General features: G+C 41.9%; 18 protein-coding genes. 4 read left to right on the top strand and 14 right to left on the bottom strand.

The genetic code is table 11. The annotated features are described in order from the left end of the window. Positions 1-69 precede the first annotated feature (69 nt). Entirely contained in the window at positions 70-1,224 is a 1,155-nt protein-coding gene (locus tag HMPREF1535_RS12505) for an AAA family ATPase (RefSeq protein ID WP_046146295.1), read from the bottom strand. 172 nt (positions 1,225-1,396) lie between these two features. Here HMPREF1535_RS12505 and HMPREF1535_RS12500 point away from each other — a divergent pair, with 172 nt between their 5' ends. The 4 genes from HMPREF1535_RS12500 (at position 1,397) to HMPREF1535_RS12485 (ending at position 6,395) form a co-directional block, all read left to right on the top strand. Beyond that, the gene (locus HMPREF1535_RS12500; protein ID WP_009859607.1) at positions 1,397-2,707 is read left to right on the top strand and encodes an ATP-binding protein; all 1,311 of its coding nucleotides are present in this window, start codon (positions 1,397-1,399) and stop codon (positions 2,705-2,707) included. Between the two features lie 12 nt (positions 2,708-2,719). Beyond that, entirely contained in the window at positions 2,720-4,789 is a 2,070-nt protein-coding gene (locus HMPREF1535_RS12495; protein WP_010800571.1) for a cation:proton antiporter, read from the top strand. Between the two features lie 82 nt (positions 4,790-4,871). After that, entirely contained in the window at positions 4,872-5,618 is a 747-nt protein-coding gene (locus HMPREF1535_RS12490; protein ID WP_044215279.1) for an MlaE family ABC transporter permease, read from the top strand. A 3-nt stretch (positions 5,619-5,621) separates the two neighbouring features. Continuing rightward, positions 5,622-6,395: an ABC transporter ATP-binding protein gene (locus HMPREF1535_RS12485; protein ID WP_009859610.1), complete on the top strand. Its 774-nt coding sequence runs from the start codon at positions 5,622-5,624 to the stop codon at positions 6,393-6,395. Positions 6,396-6,486: 91 nt separating this feature from the next. On the opposite strand, the gene HMPREF1535_RS12480 is transcribed toward HMPREF1535_RS12485, so the two are convergent. The 13 genes from HMPREF1535_RS12480 to HMPREF1535_RS12420 form a co-directional block, all read right to left on the bottom strand. Further along, complete coding sequence (locus HMPREF1535_RS12480) at positions 6,487-9,399, bottom strand: M16 family metallopeptidase (protein ID WP_046146294.1); 2,913 nt, start codon at positions 9,397-9,399, stop codon at positions 6,487-6,489. A 148-nt stretch (positions 9,400-9,547) separates the two neighbouring features. Further along, positions 9,548-10,834 carry a methionine adenosyltransferase gene (gene metK / locus HMPREF1535_RS12475; RefSeq protein WP_009859617.1) on the bottom strand — a complete coding sequence of 429 codons (1,287 nt, stop codon included), beginning with the start codon at positions 10,832-10,834 and terminating at the stop codon, positions 9,548-9,550. 247 nt (positions 10,835-11,081) lie between these two features. Continuing rightward, positions 11,082-11,273 (bottom strand): hypothetical protein, encoded by a 192-nt coding sequence (locus HMPREF1535_RS12470; RefSeq protein WP_009859618.1) that lies wholly within the window; start codon positions 11,271-11,273, stop codon positions 11,082-11,084. A gap of 55 nt (positions 11,274-11,328) precedes the next feature. After that, positions 11,329-11,778 (bottom strand): 2-amino-4-hydroxy-6-hydroxymethyldihydropteridine diphosphokinase, encoded by a 450-nt coding sequence (folK, locus tag HMPREF1535_RS12465; protein WP_046146293.1) that lies wholly within the window; start codon positions 11,776-11,778, stop codon positions 11,329-11,331. Positions 11,779-11,788: 10 nt separating this feature from the next. Beyond that, positions 11,789-12,838, bottom strand: a complete 1,050-nt coding sequence (gene queA, locus HMPREF1535_RS12460; protein WP_046146292.1) for a tRNA preQ1(34) S-adenosylmethionine ribosyltransferase-isomerase QueA — start codon at positions 12,836-12,838, stop codon at positions 11,789-11,791. A gap of 114 nt (positions 12,839-12,952) precedes the next feature. Beyond that, positions 12,953-13,660 (bottom strand): tRNA pseudouridine(55) synthase TruB, encoded by a 708-nt coding sequence (gene truB / locus HMPREF1535_RS12455; RefSeq protein ID WP_010800579.1) that lies wholly within the window; start codon positions 13,658-13,660, stop codon positions 12,953-12,955. A gap of 6 nt (positions 13,661-13,666) precedes the next feature. Continuing rightward, the gene (locus HMPREF1535_RS12450; protein ID WP_009859622.1) at positions 13,667-14,467 is read right to left on the bottom strand and encodes an undecaprenyl-diphosphate phosphatase; all 801 of its coding nucleotides are present in this window, start codon (positions 14,465-14,467) and stop codon (positions 13,667-13,669) included. After that, the gene (locus tag HMPREF1535_RS12445) at positions 14,464-14,706 is read right to left on the bottom strand and encodes a DUF3098 domain-containing protein (protein WP_009859623.1); all 243 of its coding nucleotides are present in this window, start codon (positions 14,704-14,706) and stop codon (positions 14,464-14,466) included. The genes HMPREF1535_RS12450 and HMPREF1535_RS12445 overlap by 4 nt, the downstream gene beginning before the upstream one ends. A gap of 13 nt (positions 14,707-14,719) precedes the next feature. Then, positions 14,720-15,598, bottom strand: a complete 879-nt coding sequence (locus HMPREF1535_RS12440) for a cell division protein FtsX (RefSeq protein WP_010800580.1) — start codon at positions 15,596-15,598, stop codon at positions 14,720-14,722. Positions 15,599-15,865: 267 nt separating this feature from the next. Then, complete coding sequence (locus HMPREF1535_RS12435) at positions 15,866-16,381, bottom strand: hypothetical protein (protein WP_046146291.1); 516 nt, start codon at positions 16,379-16,381, stop codon at positions 15,866-15,868. Positions 16,382-16,436: 55 nt separating this feature from the next. Beyond that, positions 16,437-16,922 (bottom strand): hypothetical protein, encoded by a 486-nt coding sequence (locus HMPREF1535_RS12430; RefSeq protein ID WP_044215287.1) that lies wholly within the window; start codon positions 16,920-16,922, stop codon positions 16,437-16,439. A 72-nt stretch (positions 16,923-16,994) separates the two neighbouring features. Next, positions 16,995-17,489: a hypothetical protein gene (locus HMPREF1535_RS12425; RefSeq protein WP_010800583.1), complete on the bottom strand. Its 495-nt coding sequence runs from the start codon at positions 17,487-17,489 to the stop codon at positions 16,995-16,997. A 6-nt stretch (positions 17,490-17,495) separates the two neighbouring features. Beyond that, positions 17,496-18,764, bottom strand: a complete 1,269-nt coding sequence (locus HMPREF1535_RS12420; RefSeq protein ID WP_148499111.1) for a hypothetical protein — start codon at positions 18,762-18,764, stop codon at positions 17,496-17,498. Between the last annotated feature and the right edge of the window lie 182 nt (positions 18,765-18,946).

Raw genomic sequence — 18,946 nt, 5'->3', positions numbered from 1 at the left:
TTTATAACTATTTGATTTTTAGTATGGTCGCGTTGTTTTTGTGCACCTTTTTGAAATACTAAGTTTCGCCTATAAAAAAATGGATTTATTACCGTAAATTTGATTTATCCACATGGAAAACAGCTTATCGGTCACGGAAAACACTTTATTGATTTCAGTAATAATATCTTTTTCCAGCAGTTTTTTTACGGCTGACTGTACTGAACTTGCAGATGTCAGGCTATGTCGTTTTATAAACGATCCGGATGTAATACGCTCTGCTTCGCCGTCTTTGGCAATAGCATAGAGTAATTCTTTCTGTTTTTCAGGGATATTTGATAATATTTCACGGAAAATCGTATCATTCGCCGCAATCATGTTGTTGATAGCTGCCCGTATCATTTCCAGTGTACATATTTCCCCTTCCGGGGTATCGGCAAAAGCTTCGTTAAAAGTTTTCTGAATGTAGAACGTATGCCCTTTAAACAGGGTATAAACCCGTTCTACATCTGCAACCTCGATTTGGCGGTTCCGCTTCAGGAAATGTCCGACAATGAACGGGATATATATATCCGGAGCAATTGCGGTCAACTCAAGCATATCCGCACTATGATAAAAAGGGCGGGCGGCAGACAGGAACATCTCTTGCATCATATGCCGTTCGCTACCGGCAAAAATGAAATGGCTATTCCTTATTTTCTGAATGTGAGTACGCAACAAGGCTTCAATATTCTTTTCCGGATATTTGGCGATCTGCTGAAACTCGTCGATCGCCACGATACAGGGTTTGTCAGCCGCTTCCAGATAACGAAAAATCTCATCCAACGTATACTCGGGACGATCTATATCACCTAACTCTATATTAAATGTCGGTGTACCGGAAAGCGGATCAAATCCAAATTTTCCACTGATGGATTTCAGGGTTTGAATGAAAAGGTTTGTCATTTTCCGGCTGCGGGGCAACAAGGTTTCGTAAATCTCACGCCCTAACAAATAAGTAAATTCACGTAGCCCCGATGTATGCAGAATATCAATGAAAAAAGTGTAATATTCCTCCCTGATCTCCGGCTTCTCATAACAGAATTGAATCAGTCCCGTTTTACCCATACGGCGGGGAGATATAATAACCATATTGTTTCCGTTCGTGACAGACTTTATCAGGCGAGCCGATTCCTGTATACGATCACAAAAATATTCCGGTTCAATTTTACCGGTTACGATAAAGGGATTTATAACTTTTGCCATATACTCGATCTTTTCAGCAAATATAATTATTTAATTCGAATTATTCAAATCGAATAATTTCATCAACCATTAATAATGGTTTTCATTTGCATTATAAAAGAACAATAGTTACCTTTGTAATAGTCATTAATGTAACAGCCATTAAATTAATGACCATTAAAACAGTAAAGTCATGAAGTTTTACGATCGTACACAAGAGTTGGATTTACTCCGGGATATCAATAAACAATCACGAAACACTGCTTGTTTCACGGTGATGGTGGGACGCAGGCGCATCGGTAAAACCTCTTTATTGCTCGAGAGCATGAAAGGTGAAAAGTTTCTCTATCTCTTTGTTTCACGTAAAAGCGAAGTCCTTCTGTGTGAACAATTCCAGCAGGAAATAAAAGACAGTCTGGAACTGGAGATTTTCGGAAATGTGACTGAGTTTCGTATTTTATTCGAACAACTGATGATATATGCCACTCAAACACATTTCACACTGATCATCGATGAATTTCAGGAGTTTGACAATATTAACAGTTCCATTTTCAGTGATATTCAAAATATCTGGGATAGATACAAGGAGCAGGCAAAAATAAATTTTATCGCTTGCGGTTCGATATATTCCATGATGAAAAAAATTTTTGAAAATAACAAAGAACCTCTATTCGGGCGCCTTACTTCAAAAATCATTTTAAAGCCTTTCAGCGTTTCAACAATTAAAGAAATTTTGAAAGACTATAACCCGAAATATACCCCGGAAGATCTTCTGGCCTTTTATCTTATAACAGGCGGTGTTGCTAAATATGTAGCTTTACTAATGGAAGCCGGAGCTGTCACTTTCAATCAAATGATCCGCTATACCATTCGACCGGATTCTCCTTTTTTATCGGAAGGACGTGATTTGCTGATATCAGAGTTCGGACGCGAATATGCTACTTATTTTTCCATTTTACAATTAATAGCTTCCGGAAAGACCAGCCAAAGTGAAATAGATTCGATCATTGGAAAAAATACGGGCGCCTATCTGGCTAATCTCGAAAAAGAATATTCCCTGATCAACAGAAACAAACCGATGTTTTCAAAACCGGAAAGCCGCAACAGTCGCTGGTGCCTGAATGATAATTACCTGATGTTCTGGTTCCGTTTCATATTCCCGAATCTGTCAATGATTGAACTGGGAAAAAACAATATGCTGGAACAATTCATCTTAAAAAATTACGAACAATACAGCGGGCGCATCCTGGAACGCTATTTCAGGGATATGATAGCTGAAAGTGAAGACATCACGGATATCGGAAATTACTGGGACAACAAAGGTGAGAATGAAATAGACCTTATCGCCCTCAACCGATTCGAGAACAAGGCGTTAATAGCAGAAGTCAAACGAAATTTTCACAAGGTAAATATAGCCCGTCTATACGAAAAGGTTGCAACAATAAAAAAACAGTTGGCACATTATACGCTGGATATAAAAGGATTATCAATGCAAGATATGTAAATATTTATAGATATGATATTACTCTCAAACATAGATTTCACCCTCCCGCTGGCTGATCCGGTATTGAAGTTCTTACTGATACTGCTGATCATCCTGGCCGCCCCGCTCCTGTTGAATAAACTCAGGGTTCCGCACCTGCTGGGACTGATCATTGCCGGAGCCATTATCGGGCCGAACGGTTTTAACCTTGTCCTGCGCGACAGCAGTATCATTCTTTCGGGGACGGCAGGGTTACTTTATATCATGTTCCTGGCCGGGCTGGAAATAGACATGGGGGATTTTAAGAAGAATAGCGGGAAAAGTCTTGTATTCGGGATGTATACGTTCCTGATCCCTATGATACTGGGGACGGTCGTTGGATTATGGGTGCTTGATTTCAGCATGGAGACGTCCGTACTGCTCGCCAGTATGTTCGCATCCCATACACTGATCGCTTATCCGATCATCAGCAAGCTGGGGATCAGCAAAAACAATGCTGTCAGCATTACCGTCGGCGGGACCATGATCACGGATACGCTGGCTTTACTGGTGCTGACAATTATTGTCGGGATGGCGACAGGAAATGCCGACAACGCTTTCTGGATACGCCTGGGCGTTTCCATCGTTATTTTTGCCTTGATTGTGTTACTGGTGTTTCCCTTTATCGGACGATGGTTCTTCAAACGGGTACACGATAATATTTCGCAATATATATTCGTGCTGTCGATGGTGTTCTTCGGTGCATTCCTTGCCCAGTTAGCGGGGATGGAAGCGATCATCGGCTCTTTCCTTGCCGGACTGGCCCTGAACAGGCTGATCCCGCAGAGTTCGCCGCTGATGAACCGTGTAGAGTTTGTCGGGAACGCGATCTTTATCCCCTTCTTCTTGCTGAGTGTGGGGATGCTGATCGATTACCGGGCTTTCTTTACCAGCTTCGAAACGATCAAGGTCGGTATGGTTATGATCATCGTGGCTACGGCGGCAAAATATGCGGCAGCCTGGCTGACACAAAAGACCTTCCGCCTGTCGGTCGACCAGCGGAGTGTTATTTTCGGACTGAGCAACGCCCAGGCGGCAGCTACACTGGCAGCCGTCATGGTCGGGTATAACGTGATCCTGGGAACCGACGCCAACGGTGCTCCCATACGGCTCCTGAATGAAAGCGTACTGAACGGTACGATCCTGATGATCCTGGTGACCTGCGCCATCGCCTCCTTCTCCGCCCAGAAAGGAGCGCATAATATAGCGATGAAGGAATCCGGTGAGGAGACAGAAGACAAAGATACGAAGGACGAACATATCCTGATCCCCGTCAGCAATGAGGAAACGGTTGAAGAACTGGTCAACCTCAGCCTTGCCATAAAATCAAAAACGAATACCAGCGGGTTATATGCCCTCAAAGTGATAGACAACCAGAATTCGGACGACAAGACGCTGAAGTCCTCCAAACGGGTATTACAGACCGCCGTCGATACCGCCGCGGCCACCGACACCCGGCTGAAAGGTTTGCTCCGCTACGACCTGAGCATCTCCAACGCCATTACCAGCGTCGTGAAGGAACGGGAGATAACCGACCTGGTCCTCGGATTGCATAAGGAAAAGGACATACCGGCAGCATTCCTGGGAAATATTGTTGAAAACGTATTACAGCACAGCAGCGTAACGACCTTCATCTACAAACCGGTACAACCGCTGGCCACTATCAAACGCCACCTGATTATCCTGCCGGACCGGGCGGAAAAAGAAATCGGCTTCATACCGGTCATGAACCGGGTATGGAACGTGTTGCAGAATACCGGGGCAAAAGTCGTGTTCTACGGTTCGGAGGATACGCTGAAAGCCATCAAAAAACTCTTCGCCAAAAGAGCGGGAGAAATATCATATGTAAACTTCAGCGACTGGGATGATTTCCTGATCGTGTTCCGGGATGTGAAAGCGGACGACAGCATGTGGGTGATCTTCAGCCGGAAAGAAGGCTATTCCTACGACCCCGTAATGCCACGTATCCCCGGCTATCTGAACAAGTATTTCCAGAGTAACAGCTTCATCCTCTCCTACCCGATCCAGGCTAGTATGGACGAAGGGACACGGTACCTGACGTGAAAACAAATCATAAACAGTGAACAGTAGTTGACATATTTCAGTTATATTTGCAGACTGGAACAGATAAGTAATCAAGAAAATAATGAATAAAGCGTTACATAGAATGGGAGAATATGTCATGTTGATGGGGAAATCCATATCAATACCTGACAGATGGAGCATGTTCTTCAAACAATTGATAAAAGAGATATATAAGCTGGGTGTCGACTCTCTCTGGATCGTGGTTATCATTTCGGTATTTATCGGTACGGTTATCGCCATCCAGATATCATTGAATATCAGTTCACCGCTGATCCCTAAATTTACGATCGGGTATACGACCCGCGAAATTATCCTGCTGGAGTTTTCATCCTCCATCATGGCACTGATCCTTGCTGGTAAAGTAGGTAGCAACATTGCCTCCGAAATAGGAACCATGCGTGTAACGGAGCAGATCGATGCGATGGAGATCATGGGAGTCAATTCGGCAAACTTCCTGATTATGCCGAAAATTGCCGGACTGATGATCTTTATTCCGGTACTGGTTATTTTCAGTATGTTTACAGGAATTATGGGAGGTATAGCCGCCAGCCATTCGACAGGAACAGGTATGACGCCGGCCTCTTTCGAATACGGGTTGCAGTTTTATTTCAATGAATTCTATATCTGGTATTCTATTATAAAATCTGTCGTTTACGCCTTTATAATCTCATCGATAGCCGCTTATTTCGGTTATTATGTGAAAGGAGGGGCACTCGAAGTCGGTAAAGCGAGTACGAATGCTGTTGTAATGAGCAGTATCATGATCCTGCTGGCAGACGTAATAATGACCCATTTAATGCTTACGTAAGAAATGATAGAAGTAAAAAACATAACGAAATCATTTGAAGGCCGCACAGTGCTGAATGATATCAGCGCCGTTTTTGAAACAGGGAAGACCAATCTGATCATCGGACGAAGCGGTTCCGGGAAAACGGTCCTGATCAAAAATATCATCGGCCTGATGAAACCGGATTCGGGTGAGATCCTGTATGACGGGCGCGACCTTACCTCCATGGATAAACTGGAATTGAACATGCTTCGCAGGGAAATGGGCATGCTGTTCCAGGGGTCTGCCTTGTTCGACAGCATGACGGTTCTTGAAAATGTGATGTTCCCGCTCAATATGTTCTCTAATGATTCTTATAAAGAAAGAGAAAAAAGAGCCATGTTCTGCCTGGAACGCGTGAATCTTTCGGAAGCGGAACATCTGTATCCGTCAGAGATCAGCGGTGGTATGATGAAACGTGCCGCTATTGCCCGTGCGATCGCATTGAACCCTAAATATCTTTTTTGCGACGAACCCAACTCCGGACTGGACCCTAAAACGTCCCTGCTGATAGACGACCTGATCCACGATATTACAACGGAATATAAGATGACCACGGTTATCAACACCCATGACATGAACTCCGTAATGAATATCGGGGAAAACATCATCTTCATCAAAGAAGGTGTTAAAGAATGGCAGGGAACAAAAGACCAGGTCATCACCTCCAACAACAAAGCCCTCAACGACTTCATCTTCGCATCCGACCTGTTCCGGAAAGTCAAGGAGGTGGAGATGCATCAGGATGATGGAATTTGAGAATTGAAAATTACTTGATTGGAAAAGAAAGACGGTTGTTAAATACTCATTTGATTTAACAACCGTCTTTTTAATTTCTAATTTTCAATTCTCAATATCCAAATATATCTTCTTTACTCAGTTTCGTTACCGGTCCGTACTGTTCCAAAGACTTCAGATCCAGATCCTTTTCATCTCCCAGTACACAATAGGTATAGGTACGTCCTTTCACCCATTTCTCCTGGAAGGCTTTGATATCGGCAAGGGTCATGGAAGGTACTTTTTCAAACAGTTCCTTCCTGCTGTCGGTATTCAGTCCCAAATCCTGTGCATTCAGATACGACCATAAGACTCCGGATTTTGTGATACGTTCCGTACGCATACGGGTTATCAAAGCTTCTTTTGCCAGATTGAACGCTTTTTCCGACTCCGGCATATTGTTGATAATATCATCAAAGGCTTTCATTGCGTCGATCATTTTATCATTCTGTGTAGCAATAAACGTACGGTATACATACGGATATTTCAATTTCGAAGGAGTGATAAGATATGCCCCTGCAGAATAAGCCAGTCCGCGGGCTTCACGCATTTCCTGAAATACGATCGCATTCATTCCGCCACCGAAATATTCATTGTACATGTTCAATGTCGGCTCGATCGACGGATCGAATTTCTCGCCACGGTTGGATACGGCTGAGAAATAAATCTGTTTGGCATCATATTGTGCCAGCAAAACTTTATTTTTCGGTGTTTCCTGTTGCTTGAACTCTGTAGCGGCCGGAACAGGAACAAGTTTTTCCGGAACATTATGATACTGTTTAACGATATCCAGTAAAGCCTGCGGTTTTTCAGGCCCGTAATACAGTATCTTATGTTCATAGGTATTTATCTTATGGATACGGTCGACCAATTCCTGAGGATCCATCTGTTGTAATTCAGCTGTAGAAAGGACATGTGTAGCCGGAGATTGCGGTCCCCAGATAGCATATTGAATCAGTTTATTGAAATTCTGTCCCTGGTTCAATTTGGCATCCGTCCGTTTTTTCAGAATATCGTCAGCCAGATTACCGTAAGTATCCTTGTCCACTTGGGCATCAGCCAGAATCTCCTCAAAGAGAGCCATTGCTTTCGGCATATTTTCCTTCAGGCCTTCCAGCATGACATACGTGCGATCCGCTCCCGGGAAAACATTGAAGTAGCATGCCAAACGATAAAATTCTTCATTGATCTCTTTCAGGCTTTTCTTTGAAGTACCGAGATATTTCATATATTCGAAAGCCGTACCCATCGCCTTATCATTGTTCGTTCCCATCTCAAAGACATACATCAGAGAGAAAACATCGTTCGTCATATTCTGTTTGTAAAGAACAGGAATATCCGACTTTGCTGTCAGCTTCTGCAAATCCTTGTCATAATCGAGAAATACAGGTTCTATCGGAGCGACCTCTACTGCCTGTATTTCCTTAAGGAACACGCTTGAGCTGTCGCGGTTCATTACGATAGGAGTAATTTTAGGTTTGTCGATTTTCTTCTCATTCGGATCCTTGCCCTCTCTTTTGTAGATCAAAGCATAATTATCTCCGAAATACTTATTGGCAAAGTCGACGATCTGTTGTTTGGTCACTTTACTTAAACGCTCCAACTGAGCTACCTCGTCTTTCCAGTCAACACCATTTATAAAAGCAGAAACAAACATATCTGCCCGGCTGCTGTTATTATCCAGGCGATACATTTGCATCAGTTTATAATTATTGATCGCAGCCTCCAGCAAACCTTCATCGAAATCTCCCTTTTTCAGTTTTTCTATCTCTGCAAGGAAAAGATTTTTCACATCATCCAGCGTTTGCCCTTGTTTCGGACGGCCACTCATTACAAATGCATTATAATCGGCCATACCATAAGTGCCTGCATAACAACTCAGTACTTTCTGCTGTTGAACCAGATCCACATCCAGCAAACCGGCTTTGCCGTTATTTACGATTTCGCCGGTGAGGTTCAGCAAATCTTCTTCCGGAGACGATGCGCCCGGGAAACGCCATCCCAAAGTCACATTTTCCGCATCCACGCCTAATACCTCTTTCACAACCGGAGCCTTGATAGGTGATTCATGGGTTACCGGCAACTTCGGTAAATTCGGGTTCGGTTGCAGATGACCGAAATATTTATTGATAACCTCAATTGTTTTATCCGGGTCAAAGTCGCCCGACATACAAATTGCCATATTATTCGGCACATACCAGGTATTATGATAGTTCTTTATATTGGTAATCGAAGGATTCTTGAGGTTTTCCTGAGTACCCAGTACTGTCTGGGTTCCATAAGGATGATCCGGGAAAAGAGCGCTCAAAACGGCCTCATATACTTTACGACCATCGCTGGTTAAAGACATGTTCTTTTCTTCATAAACGGTTTCCAGTTCCGTATGGAAACCACGGATTACATTGTTTTCAAAGCGGTCCGCCTGGATTTTAGCCCAGTTGTCGATCTGATTGGAAGGAATATCTTCCGTATAGACAGTCATATCAAATCCCGTATAAGCATTGGTGCCATTGGCTCCGATAGCAGCCATCAGCTTATCGTACTCATTGGGAATAGCATATTTGGACGCTTCATACGAAATACTGTCGATCTGATGATAGATTTCTTTCCTTTCGGCCTCATCGGTAGTCTTCCGGTAAACTTCAAACAGTTGTTCGATTTGATCGAGCAGCGGCTTTTCCATTTCATAATTCTGAGTACCAAACTTTTGTGTACCCTTAAACATCAGATGTTCAAAGTAATGCGCTAACCCGGTTGTTTCAGCCGGGTCGTTTTTTCCACCAACTTTGACTGCGATATAAGTCTGGATACGCGGTGTCTCTTTGTTCACTGTCAAATAGACTTTCAAGCCGTTGTCCAACGTGTAGATACGTGCTTTCATAGGATCGTTAGGGACTGACTCGTACTTAAACGGGGAGGTCTCCTTACATGCTGCCGCCAGTAATATAATCACGGCCAGCGAAAGAAACGAAATAATTTTACGCATAAGATTTAGATTTAGGAATTCTATGGCGCCAAATATAGGAAAATATACTCTAAAAAATCCTGTAAGTGATAAAATACTTAAGGTCTATATAAAAAAACCGGTTATGGCATTGTTCCATAACCGGTTTTACATTTTATATCTTCAGAAATCAGATTCCGAATGCTTCTTTCACTTTATCTACATAATCCAACTTTTCCCAGGTAAACAACTCTACTTCGCAGACTGTCGGCTGTGGGTTATAGCGGGATATAAACGTTTTGGTAACCGTTTCCGGCTTACGTCCCATATGACCGTAAGAGGCTGTTTCCAGATAGATCGGGTTACGCAGTTTCAGGCGTTCTTCAATGGCTTTCGGGCGCATATCGAAAAGATCCCAGATCTTTTCAGCGATTTCGCCGTCTGTCATTTTTACATTTGCACGGCCGAAGGTATTCACGAAGATGTTCATCGGTTTGGCGACACCGATTGCGTAAGATACCTGTACCAGCATTTCATCAGCCACACCGGCAGCCACCAGGTTTTTGGCGATATGACGGGCAGCATAAGCGGCAGAACGGTCAACCTTCGAAGGGTCTTTACCGGAGAATGCTCCACCACCGTGAGCACCTTTTCCACCGTATGTATCCACAATGATCTTACGTCCGGTCAATCCGGTATCACCATGAGGGCCACCGATCACGAACTTGCCGGTCGGATTCACATGGTAAATGATATCATCATTGAACAAAGCCTGTACATGAGCCGGATACTGGGCTTTTACGCGCGGTACCAGGATACTCTTTACATCGGCTGCAATCTTCTTCTGCATAGCGATATCGGCTTCTTCCTGGCTAATGCCTTTCGGACCGATAAACTCGTCATGCTGAGTCGATACAACGATCGTATCGATGCGCAACGGCTTGCCGTTGTCATCATATTCAATAGTGACCTGGCTCTTTGCATCCGGACGGAGATAAGGCATCAGGTCGTTTTCGTTCTTGCGGATCTTAGCCAGTTCCCATAACAGGCTGTGTGAGAGATCGAGAGCCAGAGGCATGTAATTCTCTGTTTCATTGGTCGCATAGCCGAACATCATACCCTGGTCGCCGGCACCCTGGTTATAAGGGTCTTCGCGTTCCACACCACGATTGATATCGCCACTCTGTTCATGGATAGAAGAGAATACGCCACATGATTTTGCTTCAAACTGGTATTCACTCTTGGTGTAACCAATTTTTTCGATCACGCTGCGTGCAACATCCTGCACATCTACATAAGCACTTGATTTAACTTCTCCAGCCAAGACAACCTGTCCGGTTGTAACAAGGGTTTCGCAAGCAACTTTCGAGCTCTTGTCATACGCAAGAAACTCATCCAGCAAAGCATCCGATATCTGATCGGCTACTTTATCGGGGTGCCCTTCGGACACCGATTCGGAGGTGAATAAATAACTCATTACTTTTTAATTGAAAATTGAAAATTGAAAATTGAAAATTAGTAGGGACTAAAGAACGATGTTCAATTAACAACGGGTTATTAATTAATAATGAATTGATAACGGAAGGACCATATATGCCGAACGGCTAAGAAAAGTATCTTGTTTTTAGCATTTTTTCCTGTGGTTGCAAGCAATACAAATCTATCCACATCAATTCGGATGCAAAGATAAGAATAATTGACAATTCAAAATTGAAAATTGAAAATTATTTTTTCTTTTTGGTATTCCGAAGTGCTTTCTTGTACTTATACTCGGCTTTCATTTTGGCAGAGCCTGATTTATGGGTACCTCTCAGAAAGTCAGAATATTTGATTTTCTTGTCGCCGGTATTTTCGTCGCTGGCTTTTTTCTTGAAAACCATTCCTCCACCGGTCAGGATTTTTTCTATATCGTTCATTGCTTTATCTTTTATATTTATGTGAAAACAGTGCGAAGTTACAAAATGTTGCCTTTTATAACAGAGATATAACAGGCTTTTTAAATACGGGATGAATTACATTCGGGGCAATTTCGGCCAAAGGTTCCATCACGAACAGACGCTCATGCATCAGCGGATGCGGCAAAGTCAGCTCCGGAGTTTGCAGGACCAGGTCTTCATACAGCAGAATATCGATATCGATGATACGGTCATGATAGGCACCGTTACTTTTCTGCGTACGCCCCATCTCTATCTCGATCTCCTGGGTCGCTTTTAAAAGTTCAAGCGGAGACAGGGATGTATCAAGCTGTAAAGCTGCATTCAGGAACGTATTTTCGGACTGAAACCCCCAGGGTTCGGTTTCATAAAAACCGGAAAGGGCGAGAACGTCTCCCACCCTTTCAGCTAACAGCGCTGCGGCCGTTATCATATTCCGTCTTTTATTCCCTATGTTCGTACCTAAAGCCAGGTATGCGATAGCCATAAACCGTGTCTTAGATAATCAACATTGCATCACCATAAGCACCGAAACGGTATCCTTCTTTCAGGGCTACCTCATAGGCATCCATAATCAGATCGTATCCTCCGAATGAAGCAGTCATCATCAGAAGAGTAGACAGCGGCATATGGAAGTTGGTGATCATGCTGGTAGCCACACTGAAATCGTAAGGAGGGAAAATGAACTTATTGGTCCATCCTTCGAATTCTTTCAGATGTCCGTCGGTACTTACTGCCGTTTCAATCGCACGCATCACGGAAGTTCCGACAGCACAGATCTGGCGACCGTCGTCCTTACCCTCGTTCACAATACTCACAACATCTCCGTTCACGACCATCTGTTCGGAATCCATCTTATGCTTTGTCAAATCTTCCACGTCGATTTCACGGAAGTTTCCTAATCCGGAATGAACGGTCAGGAAAGCAAAACGGCAATCCTTAATCTCCAGACGTTTCATCAATTCGCGGCTGAAATGCAGACCGGCTGCCGGAGCAACCACCGCACCTTCTTCCGTAGCGAAAATGTTCTGGTAGCGGTCTTCATCATCGGCTTCCACCGGACGGTCGATATATTTAGGTAGCGGGGTTTCACCCAACGCATACAATGCTTTTTTAAATTCATCATGATTACCGTCATACAAGAAACGCAGAGTACGGCCACGGGAGGTTGTATTGTCAATCACTTCGGCAACCATCGAATCGTCTTCTCCGAAATAAAGTTTATTACCGATACGGATCTTACGGGCCGGATCGACCAACACGTCCCAAAGACGAAGATCTTCGTTCAGTTCACGCAACAAAAACACTTCAATACGTGCACCGGTCTTTTCTTTGTTACCATATAAACGGGCTGGGAAAACTTTTGTGTTGTTGAAGATAAATACATCTTTTTCTCCAAAATATTCCAACAGGTCTTTAAATATTTTGTGTTCGATCTCCCCGGTGTTGCGGTGTACAACCATCAAACGGGACTCATCCCTGTTCTTTGCGGGATGAAGAGCGATCAGTTCCTGCGGCAAGTTAAATTTGAATTTAGATAGCTTCATAATGTTACTTTATTTATTTTCTTTTTATTCTTATCATTTATCAGACTAATTCCCGTGCCCGACACGGGATCGCATTGGAACAGACCATATCGCTTGTTCCTTTGCGGCCTCGCATCAAGTGCGGGGACAAGCCTCTTCTACCGCTTCATCCAGAAAAGCATCGATATCTTCCGGATTCATGCACTTATCCAATGTTATATCTCCGATCCGGGTACGTTCCAATCCGATCAGATGGGCACCCGAATTCAGGGCTACACCGATATCGCGCGCCAAAGCACGGATATAAGTACCTTTACTACACACCACACGGATCTTAATGACCGGCAGGTTGCATTCCAGCAACTCCATCTCATCGATCACCAGTGTCTTCGACTTCAACTCCACTTCTTCACCTTTACGCGCCAGTTCATAGGCACGTTTCCCATCCACTTTGCAGGCCGAAAAGACCGGCGGAATCTGCTGTATCGTTCCTACAAACGAATTCAGTACCTCTTCCACCCTCTCCCGGGTTATATGTTCCGTCGGATATACGGCGTCTATCTCCTTTTCCAGGTCAAAAGAAGGGGTCGTTTCTCCCAGCTTCAGGGTAGCGACATATTCTTTCGTCTGATACTGGAATTCGTCGATCCTTTTGGTTGCCCTGCCGGTACAAACGATCATCACTCCGGTAGCCAGCGGATCAAGTGTTCCGGCATGTCCGACTTTTATTTTTTTTACTTTCAGCTTCCGCGATAATTTATAGCGGAACTTGTTCACCAGATCGAACGAAGTCCACGTCAGCGGCTTGTTAAAATATAATACCTCTCCTGCAATAAAATCCATTCTAATTTACTTCATCAATGTGCATGCAATAGTAACCAGACCGGCTATTGCACAATAAATAGCAAAGTAGATCAACTTTCCTTTCTTCACGATATTGATCATCCACTTACAAGCCAGACAACCGGACAGGAAAGCCGCTACAAAACCGACAACCAGCGAAAGCGTCGGGATATCCCCGGCGATATCTTCACCTTTTACCAGCTTCAATACATCCAGCAGGGCTTCTCCCAAAATCGGAGGAATCACCATCAGGAAGGAGAACTGAGCCAGTTTCGCCTTATTATTGCCCAGTAACAAACCTGTGGCAATCGTTGTTCCGGAACGTGAAAGTCCGGGCAAGACGGCACAAGCCTGAGACAAGCCGATAATAAAAGCATCTTTCATCGAAATACTTTCTTTCTGCCGGGGTTTTGCATAATAAGAAAAGGCCAGCAACGCCGCTGTCACCAACAACATGCAACCGACTATCAGCAAACCCGATCCGAAAATAGATTCGACCGTATCTTTGAAAAACACTCCGACAATACCGATCGGTATCATGGAGATCAGGATATTGATCGCATAACGTGTCTCACTGTTCATCTGAAATTTGAACAAGCCGCGAAATATCCATTCGATCTCTTTCCAGAGTATAACTAATGTACTAAATACCGTAGCCACATGGACTACGATTGTAAATGCCAGATTCTCTTCTCCTTCAATTCCGAACAGCGCCGATCCGATAGCCAGATGTCCGCTGCTGCTTACGGGAAGATACTCCGTCAGTCCCTGTACAATCCCCAGCACCAAGGCTTCCAACCAACTCATTCTGCGATTTCTTTACCTTTGCTGTTTTTCAGGATTCCTACAATCATCAGGCCGAACCCGATCACAGTTACTACCGGAGCAACAACGATACGACGTGTACTGAATATTTCCGGGTTAAAACTGGTCGTATCACCAGAACCGCCGCCACTCATCAACATAAAACCCACAATGATCACCGCCACTGCAACCGCGATCAGAATAAAATTTTCTTTTCCGAAAGCAAAATCTCTCTTAGCCATCTCTCTTTGTTTATTATATATAATACAACTTATCAACACCCATACGGAGGTACTTGTTTACAGCAAATACGGTAGCCGTTACCGACAACAGGATTCCCAGCAGGAACACCGCCGCATATACAACCAGTAAAGCCTTCACATCCAATAGCTGGATAAAACCGTCCAATTCGTGTTGTAAATAATATAACGAACCGGTCAGCATTAATATTGCCAGGATGGATGCAAAAATACCGCTTACCACATTATAGCGCACAAAAGGGCGCCGGATAAACCCGGAAGTAGCTCCCACCAATTTCATTGTATGGATCAAAAAACGTTTGGAATAAATCAGCAAACGGATCGTATTGCTGATCAGGACAAACGATATAGCCATCAGCATAACAGCCAATGTGAGCAGGATAATGCTCAGGCGTTTCATATTATCGTTCACCATCTGCATCATATCCTTCCGGTAAAGCAGGTCGGATACAGAGGTATATGTTTTGATTTTCTTTTCGATATGCTGCAGGCTGTCCGGGTTTGCATATTCGGAATGCAGCTTCACTTCGATAGATGCCTGCAACGGATTAAAGCCGAGGAAAGTTTCCGGATTCTCACCCAATTCTTCTTCCAGTTCCTTCGCAGCCTGTTCTTTCGATATATATTCGGTAGATTTGATAAAAGGAAGCGCGTCCAGGCTCTTCTGCATCCTCTTGATATCAGCTTCTTTCTGATTGTCTTTCAATACAATAGAAAATGATATATTTTCCCTGACATAAACCGACAACTGGTTTCCAAGCAACCCCATCAACAAAATCAACCCGAGCAGGAAAAGCACCAGGGCGATACTTATGATGGAAGTAAGACGAGAATTAAAGAAAGAAACCGAGTTAACCTTATTATTTTCAGCCATCAGACGTAACCTTATTATTATTCAATAAATTGGGGAGATACGCACAGGGTGCATACCTCCCAATTTTTCTGCAAAGAAAAAAAGAATTTATGGAACAGCCTCTGGTTTATAATTATTTAACCAATTAAAGACAATTACCAAAAGAATTCCAAATGATTCTAGGCATGCAAACCTACCGATTAAAAGCATATAGAAACTTGAAAAAACGGGAAATGGCGAGATTCACATCTGACCATTCCCTTATCAGTGTGTTTATAAAAATGTATGTCACTTTCTTTCCCTGTATCGTATAGCAACCCAGACATGCACTGCTCCCCAGGTAAAAGTCTCCTTATCTTTTTCCTCTATTTCAAAATAAGGGCGAAGATCCATTTTCATCAATTCCTCCCCAAAACCTTTAAGATACTCTTCAGACATTTGTGTAAATACCTCCGGCTTTAACATAATGCTATACGCAAATATCTTCATGTTCTTATCGAAATAAATTGAATAAGATGGTCCATATTTCTTTAACCAATCTCTTTTATCACTCCAATCCCGATCCGTGAAATAAGATTCCAGCATTGAATGCATTTTCTTGCCAAACAACCCATGAATGTCAGATTCAGGTGTGCTACGAAAACTTCCGGAATTACCTTCCGGTTTTGGAAAAGACGGAACGCGTAGAACAATACGTTTTTCAAACTTCTTAGATACCTCAAAATATCTCAAATCAGGAATATTCTGAGCATTCATACTACATATTCCGATCAAACAAATTAATATAAGATTAAGTCTCTTCATATTTATATGTTTTTAAAATTGTACATAATGGATGACGTAAATTTATTATGCAACACTAATAATCAAACCTTTTTTCATCGATTACATGAGCATAAACAACCAATATCTTACCTTGTTTATCTTCTATGGCATAAAGAAATCTGCCCCAAAGGTATATCTGCCTAGTTGTTGGTTTTAGGTATTTTTCACAATAATAATTTATAATCAAACTACTGTCAGGATTTACCCAAACAAAACGTGCTGTATCAGATAAGCCTAAAGAATATGGATAGGTTTCTTCTTTTCCTTCTTCTGTAATATAATTCAACAAAAAAAGAGGTGAAGAATATGGATTACTAAGCATTATCTTATAATTAAACTCATTTTTGATTTCGAGAGTCAAAAGCTTATTTTTTTTATCGAAGAACTGATTCACCGTTAAAGAACCTTTTATCTCTAGATCTTTATTTCCCATTACTATAGTGTCTTGTGCATTAACTATATGTAGCCAAAACAAACCTGCTACCATAATAAATATTGTACATATAAGTTTTCTTTTCATTTCACTAAAACCAAAAAAATGTAAATATAAAATATGAGAATAATGAGAATTGAAAAAACTAATAACGTTCATTTACCGATAATCAAAATACTTTTCTTCTATATATTGAAGAAAAATGCCTTGTGAGTGATCATTTTCGTCAAATACAGAATAAACTAATTTTCCCCAAAGAGATATTTGTTTTGTATTTGACTTCAAATAATGATCCCATTTATAATTAACAACCCAAGAACTATCTGACTTTAACCAAATAACACGTGCTGTATCAGATAAGCCTAAAGGGTGTGGGAAGGATTCTTTTTTTCCTTCCTCTGTAATATAATTCAATAAAAAAGGCAGAGATGTATGAGGATTACTAAGCATTACTTTATTATCAAATCCATTTTTGATTTCGAGAGTCAGAACCTTCCTTTCTCGGTCAAAGGATTGATTTACTATTAACGAGTCTTTCACTTCAAAACCTTTTTCTTTTCTCACGACAGACACTTGTGCATAAAGGGTAGCCGTATGTATCATAAATAATACTGCTAGTATAAACAGTAAAGTATGTATAAATTTCTTTTTCATATTACTTTATTTTTGATGATTATACATTGTTGATGATTTATTTCCAAGAATACTATTCTTCCAAAACATATATTCTCTTTCCTGATTATATTTAGCCGAAACATTCGGCATAGTAATTCTCTCTGATTTATAAGCATTTATTTCATTTTCATAATATTCTGGACAATTTAAATATTCTATTTTTTTATCCCAAGAATCAATATATCCTTGCTTTTCATTAGGAAGGATAAGATCGTATACATAATCTCTCAAATAATTCATGTGTACCTCTGGTATTTCAATTATAAGAGGAGGATCTAAAGACATTCGTTCCTTATTAGACCAAGGTCTATCATGAGTACAATGATAAGACTCATGGTAGAGGATAGAAATCTGATCTTTATATTCATAATCGAAAAATTTGTTACATATTTCTATCGTTTTTGCCCCGTTTTTTTCATCCACACTAACTCGCGCATTGGAACCACACTCTATTCCCAATTTAATTGTTACATCATCAATATCACATCCCAACTCTTTCATCATCTTCTTTATTTCTGCGACCGATGTCATCAGATTATTTGATGTCAGTTTTTTCTCTTCATCCGGGGAAGGGGAAGGTGTACCTCCACCGCCACCTATTGGTGTTTCACCGCCGATAATCGGGTTGTTATCAGTAACACCTGTGACTGTTTCCTGTTTCCATACGAATCGTTCCTTACAATACAACTCTTTATGCACCTCGACTTCTCCCCATTGAATAATTCCATAATGGCAATCGTAATACTCTTTCACCCAACTACGGGTCTGAGGAGATGCCTCAAATTTTATCTTTGCCGTAGATTCATCCCCGAATATATTACAACTTAACTCATCAAATACAAAATCTTGCCGATAATAGCAAATAGAGTCATTATCGCGGGTGATTGTTTTGTAACGAAGAGTATCTCCTACCAAATCGAAAAACCAGATAGTATTGATGATCCTTTTCGTATTATCCTTATATATCGGGACAAAGAAAGAGATATCCCTCTCGTCTTCTTCCCCCATTGGAATAGCATACTGCCATAATGGATTACCATACAACTCCTTAAACCGATTGAAAAAAGGAATGGCACTATCCACTTTTTGCACAGTAGCCTGGATTTGTAATATATTCTCGTCTAGCGTAATCGAAGATTTTGTCGATAAGGACATAAACTCATTCTCCTCCGGGAAAAGTGGAATATCGTCTTCGCAAGAGCATAACACCAGAAAGAACAACATTAATGCGTAATATAATTGTGTTTGTTTCATACTATATTTCTTAAGGTTAGGAAATTATATATTCCGAGCATTCAGAAACGACCTCCGCCGGGTCTGTTGAGAAGATTGATCGTTTTGGTAAACTATCAATTAGGTTCAATAATTCTTTTAAAATCGGGAATGGCACAATTCCCATTGGACCATTCCCTCTATTTTTTTAAGTGTGTTATGTA

Origin of the sequence: Parabacteroides goldsteinii DSM 19448 = WAL 12034 (assembly GCF_000969835.1) — a bacterium.
Taxonomy (GTDB): domain Bacteria; phylum Bacteroidota; class Bacteroidia; order Bacteroidales; family Tannerellaceae; genus Parabacteroides; species Parabacteroides goldsteinii.
This window is presented reverse-complemented; position numbering and strand designations above follow the sequence as displayed.